17 protein-coding genes are annotated in these 18106 nt (G+C 33.9%); 8 read left to right on the top strand and 9 right to left on the bottom strand.

What is annotated here, in order from left to right:
* The first annotated feature begins 63 nt into the window (after positions 1-63).
* Positions 64-1455, top strand: a complete 1392-nt coding sequence (gene lpdA / locus GJV76_RS08285; protein ID WP_155092158.1) for a dihydrolipoyl dehydrogenase — start codon at positions 64-66, stop codon at positions 1453-1455.
* Between the two features lie 194 nt (positions 1456-1649).
* Positions 1650-2354, top strand: coding sequence for a toxin-antitoxin system YwqK family antitoxin (locus GJV76_RS08280; RefSeq protein ID WP_155092157.1), 705 nt, complete (start codon positions 1650-1652; stop codon positions 2352-2354).
* A gap of 67 nt (positions 2355-2421) precedes the next feature.
* Here the strand turns inward: GJV76_RS08280 and GJV76_RS08275 are convergent, their stop codons facing one another.
* The 7 genes from GJV76_RS08275 to GJV76_RS08245 all read right to left on the bottom strand — a co-directional run bounded on the left by GJV76_RS08275 (position 2422) and on the right by GJV76_RS08245 (position 11389).
* Complete coding sequence (locus tag GJV76_RS08275) at positions 2422-2991, bottom strand: toxin-antitoxin system YwqK family antitoxin (RefSeq protein ID WP_155092156.1); 570 nt, start codon at positions 2989-2991, stop codon at positions 2422-2424.
* Between the two features lie 562 nt (positions 2992-3553).
* Positions 3554-4897: an adenylosuccinate lyase gene (gene purB, locus GJV76_RS08270; protein ID WP_155092155.1), complete on the bottom strand. Its 1344-nt coding sequence runs from the start codon at positions 4895-4897 to the stop codon at positions 3554-3556.
* A 183-nt stretch (positions 4898-5080) separates the two neighbouring features.
* Complete coding sequence (locus GJV76_RS08265; RefSeq protein ID WP_155092154.1) at positions 5081-5929, bottom strand: DUF2911 domain-containing protein; 849 nt, start codon at positions 5927-5929, stop codon at positions 5081-5083.
* A 251-nt stretch (positions 5930-6180) separates the two neighbouring features.
* On the bottom strand, positions 6181-8184 hold the full coding sequence (locus GJV76_RS08260; RefSeq protein ID WP_155092153.1) for a protein-disulfide reductase DsbD family protein: 2004 nt from the start codon (positions 8182-8184) through the stop codon (positions 6181-6183).
* Positions 8181-9527, bottom strand: a complete 1347-nt coding sequence (gene tilS, locus GJV76_RS08255; protein WP_230381515.1) for a tRNA lysidine(34) synthetase TilS — start codon at positions 9525-9527, stop codon at positions 8181-8183. Before tilS ends, GJV76_RS08260 begins: the two co-directional genes overlap by 4 nt.
* A gap of 199 nt (positions 9528-9726) precedes the next feature.
* Complete coding sequence (locus tag GJV76_RS08250) at positions 9727-10770, bottom strand: RluA family pseudouridine synthase (RefSeq protein WP_155092152.1); 1044 nt, start codon at positions 10768-10770, stop codon at positions 9727-9729.
* A gap of 25 nt (positions 10771-10795) precedes the next feature.
* Positions 10796-11389 carry a PASTA domain-containing protein gene (locus GJV76_RS08245; RefSeq protein WP_155092151.1) on the bottom strand — a complete coding sequence of 198 codons (594 nt, stop codon included), beginning with the start codon at positions 11387-11389 and terminating at the stop codon, positions 10796-10798.
* A 124-nt stretch (positions 11390-11513) separates the two neighbouring features.
* Here GJV76_RS08245 and GJV76_RS08240 point away from each other — a divergent pair, with 124 nt between their 5' ends.
* Both GJV76_RS08240 and coaD read left to right on the top strand, forming a co-directional pair.
* Complete coding sequence (locus GJV76_RS08240; protein ID WP_155092150.1) at positions 11514-12497, top strand: D-alanine--D-alanine ligase; 984 nt, start codon at positions 11514-11516, stop codon at positions 12495-12497.
* Positions 12498-12503: 6 nt separating this feature from the next.
* Positions 12504-12956, top strand: coding sequence for a pantetheine-phosphate adenylyltransferase (gene coaD / locus GJV76_RS08235; RefSeq protein WP_155092149.1), 453 nt, complete (start codon positions 12504-12506; stop codon positions 12954-12956).
* A gap of 129 nt (positions 12957-13085) precedes the next feature.
* Here coaD and GJV76_RS08230 read toward each other — a convergent pair whose 3' ends face one another.
* A complete protein-coding gene (locus GJV76_RS08230) occupies positions 13086-13691 on the bottom strand; it encodes an NUDIX hydrolase (protein ID WP_155092148.1) in 606 nt (201 codons plus the stop codon).
* A 7-nt stretch (positions 13692-13698) separates the two neighbouring features.
* Here GJV76_RS08230 and pyrE point away from each other — a divergent pair, with 7 nt between their 5' ends.
* Both pyrE and GJV76_RS08220 read left to right on the top strand, forming a co-directional pair.
* Positions 13699-14340, top strand: a complete 642-nt coding sequence (pyrE, locus tag GJV76_RS08225; RefSeq protein WP_155092147.1) for an orotate phosphoribosyltransferase — start codon at positions 13699-13701, stop codon at positions 14338-14340.
* 22 nt (positions 14341-14362) lie between these two features.
* Positions 14363-14755 carry an SRPBCC family protein gene (locus GJV76_RS08220; RefSeq protein ID WP_155092146.1) on the top strand — a complete coding sequence of 131 codons (393 nt, stop codon included), beginning with the start codon at positions 14363-14365 and terminating at the stop codon, positions 14753-14755.
* A gap of 62 nt (positions 14756-14817) precedes the next feature.
* Here GJV76_RS08220 and GJV76_RS08215 read toward each other — a convergent pair whose 3' ends face one another.
* The gene (locus GJV76_RS08215; protein ID WP_155092145.1) at positions 14818-15576 is read right to left on the bottom strand and encodes a hypothetical protein; all 759 of its coding nucleotides are present in this window, start codon (positions 15574-15576) and stop codon (positions 14818-14820) included.
* Positions 15577-16061: 485 nt separating this feature from the next.
* Here GJV76_RS08215 and GJV76_RS08210 point away from each other — a divergent pair, with 485 nt between their 5' ends.
* Together GJV76_RS08210 and prfH are read left to right on the top strand one after the other, a co-directional pair.
* Entirely contained in the window at positions 16062-17453 is a 1392-nt protein-coding gene (locus GJV76_RS08210; protein WP_155092144.1) for an RtcB family protein, read from the top strand.
* 2 nt (positions 17454-17455) lie between these two features.
* Positions 17456-18076 (top strand): peptide chain release factor H, encoded by a 621-nt coding sequence (gene prfH / locus GJV76_RS08205; RefSeq protein WP_155092143.1) that lies wholly within the window; start codon positions 17456-17458, stop codon positions 18074-18076.
* The last annotated feature ends 30 nt before the right edge of the window (positions 18077-18106 follow it).

Genomic DNA, 18106 nt, shown 5'->3' with positions numbered 1-18106 from the left:
GAAAGTTTTAAGTACAAAAATAAATCTGTATTTTCGTAGCATTAAATATAGAAATATATACATATGAAATTCGATATTATTGTTTTAGGAAGTGGCCCTGGAGGTTACGTGACTGCAATCAGAGCTTCTCAGTTAGGCTTTAAAGTTGCGGTAGTAGAGAAAGAAAACTTAGGTGGAATCTGCTTAAACTGGGGGTGTATTCCTACAAAAGCACTATTAAAATCTGCTCAAGTATTTGAATACCTTAAACACGCATCTGATTATGGATTGACAATCAATGGTGAGGTAGACAAGGATTTCAATGCAGTAATAGCACGTTCACGTAGCGTTGCAGATGGAATGAGCAAAGGTGTTCAATTCCTAATGAAAAAGAATAAAATCGAAATCATCGATGGTTTTGGAAAAGTAAAACCAGGAAAGAAAGTAGAAGTTACAGATAAAGATGGTAAGGTAAGTGAGATCTCTGCAGATCACATCATCATCGCAACTGGAGCACGTTCAAGAGAATTGCCAAACTTACCACAAGATGGTAAAAAAGTAATCGGATACCGTCAAGCATTAACTTTACCTCAACAACCTAAGAAAATGATTGTTGTTGGTTCGGGAGCTATCGGAGTAGAGTTTGCTTATTTCTACAACTCAATGGGAACTGATGTTACTATTGTTGAGTTTATGCCAAATATCGTTCCTGTAGAAGATGAGGATATCTCAAAACAATTCGAGCGCTCATTGAAAAAAGCAGGAATCAAAATCATGACAAATGCTTCTGTTGAAAAAGTAGATACAACTGGTGAAGGAGTAAAAGCTACTGTTAAGACATCTAAAGGAGAAGAAATTTTGGAAGCTGATATCGTATTGTCTGCAGTAGGTATCAAAACAAACATTGAAAATATTGGATTAGAAGATGTAGGAATCGCTACAGATAGAGATAAAATCTTAGTAAACGAATACTACCAAACAAATATCCCAGGATACTATGCTATTGGAGATGTTGTACCTGGACAAGCTTTAGCACACGTTGCTTCTGCTGAAGGTATCTTATGTGTAGAAAAAATTGCTGGACACCATGTTGAGCCATTAGATTATGGTAATATTCCTGGATGTACTTACGCTACTCCAGAAATTGCTTCTGTTGGTATGACAGAGAAAAAAGCAAAAGAAGCTGGATATGAAATCAAAGTAGGAAAATTCCCATTCTCAGCATCTGGTAAAGCAAAAGCTGCAGGTACTCCTGATGGATTTGTAAAAGTTATCTTTGATGCTAAATATGGAGAGTGGTTAGGATGTCACATGATTGGAGCTGGAGTAACTGATATGATCGCTGAAGCAGTAGTTGCACGTAAATTAGAAACTACTGGATACGAAATCTTAAAAGCAGTACACCCACACCCTACAATGAGTGAGGCTGTAATGGAAGCTGTTGCTGATGCTTACGGAGAAGTAATCCACTTATAAGAATCAAAATCAATTAAAATACAAACGGGCTACCTTAAAGTAGCCCGTTTTTTTATCTTCCTTAATTTCCCCTATACTCATTGTTCTGAATTTCTTCGCCCTAAACCTATCCTAAGGAACATAAGAAATCTAACTATCAAATATTTGTACACTTCGCTCAGGTTTTGAAAATAAGTATTACCTTGATAAAAAAAATGAAAAACGGATTACACACAATCGAATATTACCCAAATGGGAATATCAAAATAGAAGGATACTTTGTCAATGATATATTACATGGAGAGCACAAAGAATATCATGAAAATGGTATGTTATTCCAATTGTACAACTACGAAGAAGGGCGAAAAGAAGGAGTTTACACAAATTATTACGATACAGGGGAATTAGAAATGAAAGGGTTTTATAGCAATAATCAATTAGAAGGCCCTCATACTATGTATTACCCAAATGGTCAAATAGAATGTCAAGGCTTCTATAAAAATGACCAACCACATGGCAAATGTACAGAGTACTTTCAAAATGGAAATATACAGATTGTCATCAATCAAATCGAAGGACGCTTACATGGTCAACAACTCGCCTATTACAAAAACGGTGTATTAGCAAGAGAACAGTATTTCGAAAATGGAGTTCTGCATGGACCAATAAAGCTATTTAATCCAAAAGGGATATTAATAATGGAAATGACTGTACAAAATGGAAAAAACAGAGGTCCTTTTAAAAAGTATTATGACAATGGTAGCCTAATGTTTTCATGTACTCAAGTCAATGATTTCTATAGAAAAGACATCAAAGTATTTAAAAAAAACAAACAAATCGACAAAGCTATCTCGACAAAACTATCCTATATGTTTGGTTCAGAACCTATCAGCTTAATCCCTTATATGGACTATGATTAGCAAAGCCCAGTCAGGGCTTAAATAAGATAGCTACAACTATCTTATCAATCTGGTTTGATAAATTTATTTACTCGCTATAAAAGATAGTGTCGTGATTATAAAATAATTTATCAATCTGCTTGCCTTGCTTGTAGTGGGAGACACTAATCACCTTTTCATCTTCCCCATACAGCCTTACCATGCCATCCAACTGACCATCAACAAAGGTAAACTCACTTAGTAGTTTACCATCCTTATATATTTTTGTAACGCCATTCTTTAGGTTATTTCTATACATAATACTCGTAAATAGCTCTCCTTTATCATTGTAATACTTTAACTCTCCTTCCAGTTGACCCTGAACATAGTTTCCTTCACAAACAAGTATTCCTTTATCTGAATAAGCCTCAACCTTACCATGATTTACACCGTCGTGTTGTTCTTGAATTTCTTGTAGCTCGCCATGCTCATAAAAGGTTTTCTTTACATTCAAATTACTTCCTTCTATGCCAACAATAACCTCTTTTACCTCTCCCGTAGAATAATATGACAGAATCTCTTTACTGTCGATGTTAGCACCATACTTTTCCTTTAAAGTTTGACCTTGAACGTTTCCTATCAGGTAAAAGAAAAAGATCATTAGATAGATTATTCTCATTACTACAATTGACTAAATTTTACTACTATATCTAAAAATGCGAAGTCACAAAGGTACAAATCACTGTCCTTTAATCCAATATTGAACGGGATAGATTATCATCTTTATTAATTACAAGACAGTACATATCAATTTGTTAGAAAACAAACCAAATTTAGATAGCGTCAGACTTCAAACAGTAAAAATATCAGCACTATACCTTCTAGTGCCTTTGAACATACTATTTTATTTAGTACATTTAGTGAATGTTAACCAAAAAAATATTGAGAATATGGGTCGGACAAACCTAAATTTATTAAAGACCATGGCGTTTTTTGTGCTGGTCGTCGGCGTGATATTGTTTGTAAAGAATGTTGATTCAGTCATCTTTAAAGACGAATTAAATATTCTAAGTTCAACGATATCACTTTTGTTAATCACATTAGGCTTTATAGGTAACAAAAAAGCCAAATCGTATAAAAAGGTAAGTATATAAATAAAAAAGAAAGCGAACCTATTTTATACTTCAATAGGTTCGCTTTACATATTCAATCTTGCACACTGCTAAACTCTTTCCTTATCGTTATTCTACTCCAAGGTAATTAGCAGGTGAAATTTGTTTTAATTCTTCTTTAATCATTTCTGACACAGCAAGTGTATCTATAAATGAGTGAATAGACTCTTTGTTAATCACTGTATTGGTACGAGTCAAATCTTTCAAAGCTTCATAAGGATTAGGATAACCTTCTCTTCTCAATATCGTTTGAATTGCCTCTGCCACTACTGCCCAATTGTTTTCTAAATCTTGCGCAAACTTTGTTTCGTTAAGCAATAATTTGTTCAATCCTTTTAATGTAGATTCAAATGCAATAAGCGTATGCCCAAGAGGTACTCCAATGTTGCGCAAAACAGTACTGTCAGTTAAATCACGTTGTAGACGTGATATCGGTAACTTAGCCGCTAAGTGTTCAAAGATTGCATTGGCAATCCCCAAGTTTCCTTCAGAGTTTTCAAAATCAATAGGGTTCACTTTATGAGGCATTGCAGAAGAACCAATCTCCCCTGCTTTAATCTTTTGTTTAAAGTAATCCATAGAGACATAAGTCCATATATCCCTATCTAAGTCAATTAGAATATTATTGATGCGCTTTAATCCGTCAAAGAAAGCAGCAAAATGGTCATAATGCTCGATTTGTGTTGTTGGAAAAGAATGTTTTAGCCCTAATGTTAGCTCCACAAAATCAGTTCCGAACTGTTTCCAATTATGCGTAGGATATGCAACGTGATGCGCGTTAAAATTTCCTGTGGCACCACCAAACTTAGCAGCAAATGGGACATTTTGGATTAGTCTAAGTTGCTCTTCCAAACGCTCAACAAAAACAAATATTTCCTTTCCTAAACGCGTTGGAGAAGCAGGTTGTCCATGCGTACGAGCCAACATTGGAACATCTTTCCACTCTTTTGCTAACTCTTTTAACTTGTTTACCACCTTAATAAATAAAGGCATATATACATCGTGGAAAGCCTCTTTGGTCAATAAGGGAATAGACGTATTATTAATGTCTTGTGAAGTCAATCCAAAATGAATAAACTCTTTATATTGCTCTAAACCTAAACGATCAAATGCGTCCTTAATAAAATACTCAACAGCCTTGACATCGTGATTAGTTATACTCTCTTTATCTTTAATCCACTGTGCGTTTTCAGTAGTAAAGTTTTGATAGAGTTTGCGCAATTCAGGAAATAAATCTGCTGATACATTTTTCAACTGCGGAATACCGTGTTCGCATAAAGCAATAAAATACTCTACTTCGATTAATACGCGGTACTTAATTAAAGCCTCTTCTGAAAAGTAAGCAGCAAGGCTTTCTGTTTTGCTACGATAACGCCCGTCAATAGGCGATATAGCATTTAATGGTGTAAGCATAATTTTAGAAAGTGTTGTTAAGCAACAAAGATAGGACAATACCAAAAAAAGTAAAACAAAAAAACACAGTTCTAATCATCTTTTAATGTAAGAAGCCAAATGTTTCCCAGCTCTATCTTTGTAGCAAAATAGTTTATAACGAATATTTTAAAACAAAATAAGACAGCCTAAGCTGTCTTATATCTATTTTGACCATTCTTTAATCGCATCTTTATTAATCTTGATATAATCAAGGTTATTCGCTTTTTCCGCTAACTCTAATGCCCATTTGGCAGTTTCTACAGCAGCTAACTTATCACCTAACTTAGCTTGAATTTGCGATTTTAGGCGAACAAAGTAATAAGGTATTTGCTCTCCTGACTTTTCAATTGCCTTATTGATCCAATCTAAAGCCTTGTTGTAATCTTTATTGGTTAAATAATAATACTCCGAAGCAGCGTAATAATCAACAATCTTAGGCCCTGCAAATGTCTCGTCTATCGTTTCCATCGCTAACTGATCCGTTGGTACTTTGAAGCGAACAGGAACTACTGTTTTCTCCCACATAATCTCAAGATCTGCATAGTCTATATTTACGTTGTTAATTGCCAAGGTAAATGTCTCGTAATTTCTATTGGAATTAATCACTTTCACCTTTGTTGTCAAAGCAACTTTTGAATCATCCCACTTCTCAGGTAATCCCCAGTTATTTGTATCACTGTAAAATATTACTTCCCATTCTTCAACTTTCGGAACAGTGAAAATGGCATAAGAACCTTTTTTAAGTGTTTTCCCATCAATCACGACATCATTGCCAAAAGTAATGACAGAATTCATGTTTGCTCCTGTTCTCCAACGACGACCATAAGGAACTAAATCACCGTAAATTAAACGACCTCGCATATTAGGCCTTGAATAATCTATTTTCACATCGGTTAATCCAACCACTTGATGAATCTCTGATTTAGTACTGGTAGGTGGAGTGTGTACTTGTGCATATGAAGTACCTAAAGTAAACATAGCAAAAGCTGTAATAATTAAACTCTTCTTCATTAAAATAGCGTTTTAAAGTATTTTTATTAATTGAATTTCTATCATTAGTAATGTGAGTACTATAGAAACCAAAAAGTAGCCTATAAATTGTAGTATTATACCATATAACACTAATTATGAGCCTTTCAAAGATATTAACTTATATCTTAAAATTTTCTCAAAACACAAGCAAATGAAAAGAAAAAACAAAAAATAAAGCCCTTGAAAATCAAATCTCAAGGGCTTTCTCATATCGTTAAATAATCCAAAGATTACTTGTGTTTACTAATTCCTGTTTTTAACCATGTCTTATATTCTTCTACATCTGGCATATATCCAACAGCATCACTTAAACGCGATTCATCTGTATCAAGTATGATATAATACGGTTGTGCATTAGCGTGATAATGTTTCATTTGGAAATCACTCCATTTATTTCCAATCGTCTTTACTTTCTTACCACTTGTATCTGATATATATTGCTCGCTCTCTGGCAATTTTTTAGGGTCATCAACATACAATGAAATTAAGACAACTTCATTCTTTAGGATAGATAATACAGCTGGATCTGACCATACGTAATCTTCCATCTTACGACAGTTAACACATGCAAATCCAGTAAAATCTAATAAAACAGGTTTGTTTATAGATTTAGCATACGCCAATCCTTTTTCATAATCTGTAAAAGCAACAATGTCATGAGCTCCTAATTTAGCCCCATCAGGTAGTTCTCCCAAAGTAGCTCCTGAATTAGAACCACCTTTTCCTCCGCCAACACCATAAGGACTTTCAGCGTAAGTTAATGGAGGTGGGAATCCTGATATAATTTTCAATGGAGCTCCCCATAATCCTGGAACCATATAAATAGTAAATATAGAAACCAATAAAGCCATAAATAATCTACCTACTGATATATTGTCTGAAGGTGAATCATGTGGCAATTTAATTTTACCAAATAGATATAATGCCCAAGCACCAAATATGGCTATCCATATTGCTAAAAACACTTCTCTTTCTAAATAATGTGCTTGCAATACAAGATCTGCATTTGACAAGAACTTAAATGCTAAAGCCAACTCTAAGAATCCCAATGAAACCTTCACTGTGTTTAACCATCCACCCGATTTAGGCATTGAGTTTAACCAACCTGGGAACATAGCAAAAAGCATAAATGGCAATGCTAGTGCTAAAGAGAACCCAAGCATACCTATAACAGGTGCTAAACCTCCTTTAGAAGCCGCTTCTACTAATAGTGTTCCTACAATAGGCCCTGTACATGAAAACGAAACAATAGCCAAAGCTAATGCCATAAATACTATACCTATTAATCCTCCTCTATCTGCTTGCGAATCAACTTTATTTGCCCATGAATTAGGTAACATAATTTCAAATGCCCCTAAGAAAGAAGTAGCAAAAACAACTAATAGCAAGAAGAAGATGATATTAAAATAAACATTTGTCGAAAGCGCATTCAGAGAATCAGCTCCAAACAAAGCAGTAACAATAGTTCCTAAGATTACATAAATTAGGATAATTGATACTCCGTAAATGATAGCATTCTTGATTCCTTTGGCACGAGTTTTACTTTGTTTTGTAAAGAAACTAACCGTCATAGGAATCATAGGGAACACACAAGGTGTCAATAATGCTGCAAAACCAGAGAAAAACGATAAAATAAATATGGTAAATAATCCTCTATTCTCTTGTTTTTTATTGCTTTCTATAGCATCCTTAGAAGAAGAATCACCTGCTTTAATCTCAGAAGAAGCCTCTGCTTTATTACCAAGTTCAAACTCCTCGAAGTTAGCAACCTCTTTTGAAGCTAAGGTTTTTAGGTCATAGACGAACAAATTACTTTGTGAAATACACACTTCCTCACACACTTGATATTCCATTTCAACCTGAATATTCGAAGTTTCAGGATTCGTCAATGTAATCTTTTGAACTAAGGTAATTGGACCTACAAAATAGGTTTCATCTACTTCAAATATATCGTTGTATTCCTTTACAGTTTCACTTTCTGTAGTTGGTCCATTTAGAACATAGTTCCCCTCCAAGTTATTATAGGTAAAAGCCAAAGGTAGAGCTCCACCTTCTGATGTAAACTGAGAGTATAAATGCCAGCCCTCATCCACAACACCATTCCATGTGATTGTGTACTCTGTGTCTGACTCCTTCTCTATCTTTGTCGTCCATACGGCAGGATTCTTCATCATCTGCGCCTGTACAGTAATTGTCGACACTAATAGAAGTAGCAAATAAGCTAATTTTCTCATACTGTTATCTGTATTTTAATAATGTTTGTAGTTGTACTTTTTATCTTAAATCGTTCATCCATTCGACTACCAATAATCCATACAATTTCATTTTCTGAACACAAAAGCCAAGTATTTTCTTTCTCAAACTGATTAAACTTCTCGTCTTTAAAATACTTACTTACCTTCTTAGTTCCTTTCATTCCAAAAGGGATAAACCTATCACCCTCAACAAATTTTCTAATTACCAATGGAAATTTTAGCATAGCCTCATCTACTAAAATCGTATTTGAATCGACGACTAAATCACCTCCATTATATGGCAAAGTTTTAATTTGTATTGGATACTTCAATTCTTCTCCTTTTTCTAAATAATATATTTGTTCTTTATTCTTCTCTAATTCTGTTCTTTTTTGCAACACAAAAACACTTCTATCCTTCAACAGGATATACTCTTTTGCATAAATCACTTTACCACTTTTAGCTTCTAAAAGATGGATAATATCCTTCCAAGCAGTAAAACCAAAAGGCTTAAGCATCTCGTATAAATAAGCTTTTGGCGAAGATAATTTCTTTATTTCATCTATTAAAAAAATAATACTACCATCTTCTTGGTATCGAGCAACTCTACTAAAAGCAAAATCTATTGCGTCTTTTGCTAATTGATTTGTATCACTCAAATTGCTAATTGTATCCAAAAAGCTATTTGAAAATTGTGGATTAATCTCCTTGAGAATTGGCACGACTAATTTTCGAAACTTATTTCTCAAATACTTCGTTTGCGCATTCGTATAATCTTCTCTCCATTGAATATTGTGCTCTAAGGCAAACTGATTGATCTCATCCCTTGTAAAAATCAATAGAGGTCGTACGATGTAGGCATTAACTTCAGGAATACCCAGCAAACCTTCAACGCCTGTCCCCCTCGAGAAATTAATTAAAAAAGTCTCTATGGAATCATCTAAATGATGCGCTGTCAACAAATAATCATACTTCCCTTCCACTACTAAAGACTCAAACCAATTATACCTCAATTCTCTTGCAGCAATTTGGATTGACACTTTATTGTTATTTGCATAGGTTTCTGTATCAAATTCCTTTACTAAAACATCTACACCTAAGCGCTTTGCTAAATGCTCAACAAACACCTGATCTTCAATGCTATCCTCTGCTCTTAGATGAAAATTACAGTGTGCCATCGTAAAGGGTATCTCGCACATCTTACATAAGTAACATAAAACGACACTGTCAATACCTCCACTTACAGCTATTAATAACTGTTTATTATTCAAGTAATCAAACCTCTCTTTAAAATGTTGTTTAAAATCCTCTAACATTTTTACTTTATTAATTTTTATATCCAAAATAAACAGGGTTTTCAATAAAAAATAATTACTAATATAAATACATTCTATTAAAAACCTAATATCTATTTTTTGCTTATAAGCGTAAATTTATAAAACACAAATAGAATACAAACAATTACTATCATATCTTTAACAAATAACAGAAAAAAACATAAAAAAAAGCTGTATCTTTTCTGATACAGCTTTTGTTTTTTTACTATTCTAAGTCGTGAATTGAATTATGAGCGTAATTTCTCCACTTTTCAATACACTGTTGCATATCTTGAGGTACCTCCGAATCAAATCTCATAAATTCTTTTGTCACTGGGTGTTCAAATCCCAATGTCTTAGCATGAAGAGCTTGACGAGGTAAAATTTGAAAGCAATTCTCTACAAACTGCTTATATTTAGTAAAGGTAGTCCCCTTTAATATTAAATGTCCTCCATAGCGTTCATCATTAAATAAAGTATGACCAATGTGCTTCATGTGTACTCTAATCTGATGAGTACGACCTGTTTCCAATTTACAAGCTACTAAAGTAACATACCCTAATCTCTCAAGTACTTTGTAATGAGTTACTGCCCATTTACCTTTTTCTTCATCATCGAAAGCAGCCATTTGCATGCGGTCTTTTACATGACGGCCGATATAACTTTCAATAGTACCTTCCTCCTGCTCCACATTTCCCCAAACAATAGCTACATATTCTCTTTCTGTTGTCTTTTCAGCAAATTGCCTTTGTAAATCAGCCATTGCCCATTCTGTTTTAGCAATTACCAATAATCCACTTGTATCCTTATCAATACGGTGTACTAAACCAGGTCTTTCACTACTATTTAATGGAAGATTTTCAAAGTGATAAGCCAAAGCATTAACTAAAGTTCCCGTGTAATTCCCATGACCAGGGTGTACTACTAAACCAGGTTCTTTGTTGATTACTAAAACTGTATCATCTTCGTATACAATATTTAAAGGGATGTTCTCAGGAATAATAATATTTTCAAAAGGCGGTTGCTTCATCAAAACTCGCACTACATCATTAGCCTTAACCTTATAATTAGATTTTACAGGTTCATCATTGACAAAGATATTTCCATTAGCTGCAGCTTGCTGAATTTTATTTCGAGTCGCATTCTCAACTAAGTTCATTAAAAACTTATCAACACGCAAAGGAGCTTGTCCTTTTCCTGCTTCAAATCTATAATGTTCAAATAACTCTTCATCAAAGTCTTCAAACATATCTGCGTTATTTTCTTGCATTTAATATTATCTATAATTCTCTTAATTATTCAATCTCAGGTGCAACATCTAATTCTTCTTCTGATAAAGTAGCACGTCCGTCACCTAAAACAAAGTCTATCACTGAATTCTTTTTAATTCTATCACCTTGTTTCAACTCTTTGCCATTTTGCAAAACTTGTAACACAACATCTTTACCGATATAAGTACGGTAAGACTTTTTCCCCTCTTTTAATCCCAAAGAAACAATTGTAGTCAATGCTTGACGATAAGTCAACTCACTAAGATTTGGCACAATTACATCTTTATAAGTAGCAGCATTAATTTTTACATAAATCTTTCTATTTTCCTTTACAAAGCTATTCGCCTTCGGATCTTGTTCTACTATAGACAAAGGAGGAACATTCTTATCAAAGTCAAGAGTATCAAGCACTACCATTTGTAGTTTACTTTCTTCTAATACCTTAATCGCTTGCTCACTCGTCAATTTACCAATATTCGGTACTGCTATTTTCTGATCGTGATTAGTTGTCTTTCCAAGCCATTGTAGAGCCAAATAAGCTCCAATTACTACAAGTAAAACGGCTACAATAACTGATACCCAAAATGCCTTACTAGTAAAAAACTTTAATAATTTCATAACTATTGATTTTAGGCAAAGATATAAAATCGAAAACATTTTTTGTTTCTATGTTTTATTATAAATTTGTTTGAATCCATAGGTAAGAAAAATAAATTAACACCTAACATTAAAATCATTAAGTATGAAGCATGTAGCTATTGTTATGGGAGGTTACTCAAGTGAATGGGAAATCTCTTTGGCAAGTGGTCAAGTAGTATATGAAAGCTTAGATCGAACTAAATATATCCCTTATAAAATACATATTCTAAAAGACAAATGGGTGTATGTAGATGAAAACAAACAAGAATACCCTATCGATAAAAATGATTTCTCTACAAACTGCCAAGGTAAAAAGATAACATTTGATGTTGTATTCAATGCAATCCACGGAACGCCTGGAGAGGATGGTTTACTTCAAGCATACTTTAACTTAATTCACTTACCTCATACTTCTTGTGATTTCTACCAAGCAGCCTTAACAATGAACAAAAGAGATATGTTATCTGTTCTAAAACCTTTTGGCATAAAAACAGCTATTTCTTACTATTTGAATTTAGGTGATAAAATTGATACTGAAACAATAATCCAAAGAGTTGGTTTACCTTGCTTTGTTAAACCTAATCGATCAGGATCAAGTTTCGGTATATCTAAAGTTAGAACATCTGAAGAACTTTTAAAGGCAATTGATATCGCCTATAAAGAAGATAACGAGATTATCATTGAGAGTTTCTTAAATGGTACTGAAGTTTCTGTTGGTGTGATCAAATACAAAGGAGAAGTAACTGTCCTTCCAATAACCGAGATTGTTTCAGAAAATGACTTTTTTGATTATGAAGCAAAATACCTTGGTAAATCGCAAGAGATTACTCCTGCAAGAATTGACGAAGTTACACAGCGAAAAGTTGAAGATATTGCTTCTCGTATTTACAAGATACTAAATATGGATGGCTTCTCTCGTAGTGAGTTTATTATTGTAGATGGTGTTCCTTTTCTACTTGAGATGAATACAGTACCAGGCTTAACAAGAGAAAGTATTTTACCTAAACAAGCGAAAGAAGCTAATATATCATTAACTGACTTGTTTGATAATGCAATTGTTATAGCTTTACAAAACCACTTAAAATAATAAGAAATGAGAAGAGCTGTACTACCTGGATCATTTGATCCTATAACCAATGGTCATTGTGATATTATTAAAAGAGCTTTACCCTTATTTGATGAAATAATTGTTGCTATTGGTGTTAACTCTGATAAGAAATACATGTTTTCATTAGAAGAGAGAAAACATTTTATTGAAGAAACATTCAAAGATGAACCAAAAATAAAAGTTGCTACTTATGAAGGTCTTACTACTGACTTCTGCTTTAAAGTAGATGCGCAATTCATTCTTAGAGGATTGAGAAACCCTGCTGACTTTGAGTTTGAAAAAGCCATTGCACATACCAATCGATTCTTAACTAAGTTAGAAACCGTGTTTTTACTAACGGCAGCAAGCACCTCTTTCATTAGCTCAAGTATTGTGCGAGATGTAATACGAAACAAAGGAGACTATTCTAAATTAGTACCCTCTACTGTCAAGTTATAATTCATTAATAAAGAAATAAGAAAGCCCTTTGAATTCATTTTTATCAAAGGGCTTTTTATTTTTTGTTGTTGTAACACTAAGAGATTACTCCGTATTATCAAAGACCAAACATATATTGCGAAATAAAACTTAATCTTCTAAAACTCCTAACTCGTGAATTAACAACTTAATATTCTCATACGAATTATCCATAGCCTCGCGAATCTGTTCTTTATTTAACCAAGCAACTTGCTCTATCCCCTCCTCTATTTGACCAACTAATTCGCCTTCAAAAGAACTCTTCATTTCGTACCAGGTTGTAATTTTCAACTTATACTTGCCATTTCGCTTAAAAATGTGATAAGTTTTAGGAAGCTTTCTAATAATTTTCAATTGAGATACGCCAGTTTCTTCTTCCACCTCACGCATAGCAGTTTCTTCCATTTCTTCATTCTTTTCAACTCCTCCCTTAGGTAAATCCCATTTTCCTCCACGCAGAATAAACAGTATTTCACCTTTATCATTAAAAACGACTCCGCCTCCAGCTTTTTGTACTGGAATCTTCTCTTTAATCTTTTTCAAGATCTGTTTTTCATCCGGATGATATAAAAAAGCCTTATCGATTTTATTTTGAAAATATTTAATGATAATTTTGTCAATATCGACACTATCTAATAAGAACAGTTGAAAATCGGTTTCTTTCTCGATTTTATCTGTTAAGAACAATGGTTTGTCGTTTACAAAAACTTTATACATTTGTATTATGATTTTTAATAAAGAAACAGCACACAAAACTGCCGAGTCGCTTCTGCAAATTAACGCAATTAAATTAAATCCTAAAAATCCTTTTACTTGGGCTTCAGGATGGAAATCTCCAATTTATTGTGACAACCGTATTACATTGTCTTATCCTGAGATCAGAAAATTCTTGCAAAAAGAGTTTGCTGAGAATATCGTAGCTAAATATGGCAAACCAGATGTTATCGCTGGTGTTGCAACTGGTGCTATAGGTATTGGTCTTTTAGTAGCAGAAGCCTTAGAATTACCATTTGTATATGTTCGTCCTGAACCAAAAAAACACGGAAGACAAAATCAAATCGAAGGTCAATTAGAAGCCGGAAAAACAGTTGTAGTAATTGAAGACTTAATCAGCACAGGAAAAAGTAGTTTACAAGCTGTAGAAGCACTAAAGGAAAATGGTGCAAATATCTTGGGGATGGCTGCTATCTTTACGTATGAATTTCAAGTAGCAGAAGATAACTTTAAAAATGCAGGAATAGAACTAACAACATTAAGCAACTATTCTTCTTTATTAGAAAACGCAGTAAATCAAAAATATATTTCTGACGGTGATTTAGACACATTACAAGAGTGGAGAAAGAATCCTGCAGAATGGAATCAATAATAATATTCTAAAACTAGACTATATGAACTTAGAAAGCCCAAAAGTAAGCGTAGCTAAATCAGCTGAATATATCTTTAACGCATTAACGGACGTTAAAAATTTTGAAAAATTAATGCCTGAGTCTATAGCTAAATTTGAAGTTACGGGTGATGATTCTTTTATTTTCGCACTAAAAGGAATGCCTGAAATCAAATTAAAAAAGAAAGAACAAACGCCAAACTCTAAAGTAATCTTAGGAGCAGCAAGCGATAAACTTCCTTTTACATTAACGGGAAATATCACAGAAATAGATGCCAATAATTCTGAAATCCAACTTCAATTCGAAGGAAGTTTCAATCCAATGATGGCAATGATGGTAAAGGGTCCTATCGGAAAATTTATCGAAGCTTTAGCTGGAAACATGAATAAGCTATAATCTATTTTAGTATACCTATAAAAAAACCGAACAATATTGTTCGGTTTTTTTATAGGTATACTTTACTTCAATTCTACTGTATAGCCGAGTACACTCGGGTCCTTTATGATATCCCCCATCTTAATCTCTTTAGTAAAACTTTTACCGTCCTTGCTAATTTTAGCATCATCATAGGATACTGATTTAATCTTTTTGTCAAAGCTAACTACCATTACATAAGTGAACATTTGTTCCATCCCTTCCATCGTCGGTTTCTCCCCTTCCTTATTACTTGGCTTTACCTTTCTCTCAAATACATTATTTTTAAACTCGTAATAAGTTTTATCGCTTATAACAGAGTTTACACTTAAACTCTCTTTAGCTGCTTTATCATTTTTTCCTGTCAATTTACCTATCTGTTCTAATCCTTTCAAAGCATTATTCAACTCTGTTACGTCTTTTGAATCTATCTTAAAAGAAATATCTCCTATACTGTCGTTTACAGTAAACTGCATACGTAGATTCTCTAAATTCGCAAATATATCTGGATGAGCAGCCTTTAAACTATCTTTCTTAAATGCTGCGTTATCTTCCTTAGCTAAAATAATATCCAAATACTGATCTATTGTAAGCTCCTGTCCATTAAAAAAATCAATTGCATTATCAATATCTTTTCCCATGCTTTTACTCGCACCTGGAGAGACCTTCAAAAGCTCAGAAAAGTTTATATTAAAAGCATAGTCTACTTTTCCTTTTTTACTCACATGTATCTCCTCTTTCATTACACATGATTGAAACGTTGTTAGCAAAATGCCTAACAATAATAAAGAAATCTTTCTCATTTTTTTATTTTTTAGATACACAAATATAAGGCTTAGTTGCCCTTAAAATCAATTTTATCATTTATTTCCATTTTTAAATACACTTTGATCTTATCTCGACGCATTAAAATAAACTACACACAAATTGTTCTTTTTTAAATACTGTTTATTTTCCTTGCACAATTCAAATATTTTACTGAATATTTGCAACGAAATAAAGTTTAACCATTAAAAACGAAGAACAATGTTTGTACTAAATTATACTTCTACATCATTCGCATCAGCAGGGATTGCTGGGGTGTGTCTTCGTGCTACTTTTATCTAAAATATCTAAATTTTACATATAATAGAAAAGCCCGAAGATTGATTCGGGCTTTTTTTTGTTTATTCCGGACCCTTAACGAGATTAACCCCGAATTGACTGATAGATGCTAAAGATCTTCAGTAAAAATCAAATCAGTCCTATATACATGGACTGAGCATTTAGTCAATTTAAATTTTACATCATGGGAAGGAAACTTTCTGGGAGAGACTTTATTAAAATAGGGTTTCCTCAAAATAATACCATAAACATCGCCTTAGGGCAAGTAAATAGATATAAGAAAAAAGAGAATAAAAACAGCATACTTGAAGAAGCTAAACTTGTACTACAGAATCCTGAATCTTTTATAGGAGATGGTATCTGGGGAAAAGTAGCAGAGAGTATGATCAAACAAGTAGAAGTCAAAAAACATCAACTCAATACCAATAGAGTTCCGTTCTCTATTTATGGGGAAGATGCTATTGACGAACAGACGAAGTATCAACTGTTCACTACTTTAAAACTACCTGTAGCAGTACAGGGGGCACTAATGCCTGACGCACACTATGGATATGGTTTACCTATAGGCGGGGTATTAGCTACTGATAACGCAGTTATCCCTTATGGAGTTGGAGTAGATATAGGCTGTCGCATGAGTATGTCAGTCTTTAATTTACCTGCTAATTTCCTAAAAGGTAAAGACCATCAGTTACTAAACATTTTGTCAGAACACACTAAATTCGGTATGTACGAGACACATAAAATAAAAGCTGATCACGAGGTATTCAGTAGAGATGAATTTAAGAATATCCCCTTTGTCAAAGGTTTATTAGACAAAGCTTATAAACAATTGGGAACATCAGGTGGTGGTAATCACTTTGTAGAGTTTGGCATCGTCAGATTGACAGAGACTAAACCTGAGTGGAAACTCGAGCCTGGAGAATATATTGCAGTTCTTTCACATAGCGGATCAAGAGGATTAGGGGCAAACATCGCTAAACATTATACATACTTAGCGACTAAACAATGTCCCCTACCAAGCAATGCTCAGCATTTAGCTTGGTTAGACCTCAACACACATGATGGACAAGAGTATTGGTTAGCCATGAATCTTGCAGGAGATTACGCAAAAGCTTGCCACGATGATATACACCGTCGCATTGCTAAAGCATTAGGTAAGCAGATAGCTTTCACCATAGAAAACCATCATAACTTCGCTTGGAAAGAAGTCATTAACAACAAAGAATTAATTGTTCACCGCAAAGGGGCTACTCCTGCTGCAGAAGGACAATTGGGAATAATACCGGGATCTATGACTACTAATGGCTATATAGTCGAAGGTCTGGGAAATGCAGAGAGCTTAAATTCTGCCTCTCATGGAGCAGGACGCCTACACTCACGCGCGGCATGTAAACAGAAGTTTACCAAGAGTGAGATTAAAAAAGAACTTAGTTCTACTGGCGTACAGCTTATAGGAGGTAGTGTAGATGAAGCCCCAATGGCTTATAAAAACATCAATGCAGTAATGCAAGCTCAAAGCGAATTAGTAAAAGTATTGGGAAGCTTTACCCCAAAATTTGTAAGAATGGATAAGTAATTATGGCAAAAGTTATTCAGATTACATCAGGTAGAGGTCCTCAAGAGTGTGATTTTGCCGTTAAGAAAATCGCACAGCTTTTTATAGACGCCGCTGTTGAGTCCAATATTAAAACAAGGCGAATTGAAAGTGAAATAGATAGTTATGACTCATCTAATTTCATTGAATTAGAAGGATCCACTACTGTAGTGGATTCATTCTTAGCAAATTGGTTGGGTACTATACAGTGGATTTGTACAAGTCCCTTTAGACCTAATCACAAAAGAAAGAATTGGTATATAGGTATTTTTGAAAACAATCAAATAAGCGATATTCCTATCGCAGATAGTGATATTCAATACCAAGCTGTACGCAGCTCTGGAGCCGGTGGACAACATGTCAACAAAGTTAGCTCAGCTGTCCGAGCTACGCATATTCCTACTGGTATTACAATACTGGTTATGGATAGTAGATCACAGCACCAAAATAAAAAATTAGCTACAGAAAGACTTTTAGAAAAACTTCAGAATATGGCATTAAAAGAAGTCAAGTTACATGAAAAAAATACGTGGCTAAACCAAACAAAAGTTGAAAGAGGTAATCCGATTAAAACATTTGTAGGTATAAAATTCGATCTTAAATAACGTGAGTTCGACTTAAGCTATTAGTCTATT

The organism is Myroides albus (assembly GCF_009711045.1).
In the GTDB taxonomy this organism is placed as follows: Bacteria; Bacteroidota; Bacteroidia; order Flavobacteriales; family Flavobacteriaceae; genus Flavobacterium; species Flavobacterium album_A.
This window is presented reverse-complemented; position numbering and strand designations above follow the sequence as displayed.

Coding starts and splice junctions, on each gene's coding strand:
- lpdA (WP_155092158.1), top strand. CDS start 64: ATGAAATTCGATATTATTGTTTTAGGAAGTGGCCCTGGAGGTTACGTG.
- GJV76_RS08280 (WP_155092157.1), top strand. CDS start 1,650: ATGAAAAACGGATTACACACAATCGAATATTACCCAAATGGGAATATC.
- GJV76_RS08275 (WP_155092156.1), bottom strand. CDS start 2,991: ATGAGAATAATCTATCTAATGATCTTTTTCTTTTACCTGATAGGAAAC.
- purB (WP_155092155.1), bottom strand. CDS start 4,897: ATGCTTACACCATTAAATGCTATATCGCCTATTGACGGGCGTTATCGT.
- GJV76_RS08265 (WP_155092154.1), bottom strand. CDS start 5,929: ATGAAGAAGAGTTTAATTATTACAGCTTTTGCTATGTTTACTTTAGGT.
- GJV76_RS08260 (WP_155092153.1), bottom strand. CDS start 8,184: ATGAGAAAATTAGCTTATTTGCTACTTCTATTAGTGTCGACAATTACT.
- GJV76_RS08250 (WP_155092152.1), bottom strand. CDS start 10,770: ATGCAAGAAAATAACGCAGATATGTTTGAAGACTTTGATGAAGAGTTA.
- GJV76_RS08245 (WP_155092151.1), bottom strand. CDS start 11,389: ATGAAATTATTAAAGTTTTTTACTAGTAAGGCATTTTGGGTATCAGTT.
- GJV76_RS08240 (WP_155092150.1), top strand. CDS start 11,514: ATGAAGCATGTAGCTATTGTTATGGGAGGTTACTCAAGTGAATGGGAA.
- coaD (WP_155092149.1), top strand. CDS start 12,504: ATGAGAAGAGCTGTACTACCTGGATCATTTGATCCTATAACCAATGGT.
- GJV76_RS08230 (WP_155092148.1), bottom strand. CDS start 13,691: ATGTATAAAGTTTTTGTAAACGACAAACCATTGTTCTTAACAGATAAA.
- pyrE (WP_155092147.1), top strand. CDS start 13,699: ATGATTTTTAATAAAGAAACAGCACACAAAACTGCCGAGTCGCTTCTG.
- GJV76_RS08220 (WP_155092146.1), top strand. CDS start 14,363: ATGAACTTAGAAAGCCCAAAAGTAAGCGTAGCTAAATCAGCTGAATAT.
- GJV76_RS08215 (WP_155092145.1), bottom strand. CDS start 15,576: ATGAGAAAGATTTCTTTATTATTGTTAGGCATTTTGCTAACAACGTTT.
- GJV76_RS08210 (WP_155092144.1), top strand. CDS start 16,062: ATGGGAAGGAAACTTTCTGGGAGAGACTTTATTAAAATAGGGTTTCCT.
- prfH (WP_155092143.1), top strand. CDS start 17,456: ATGGCAAAAGTTATTCAGATTACATCAGGTAGAGGTCCTCAAGAGTGT.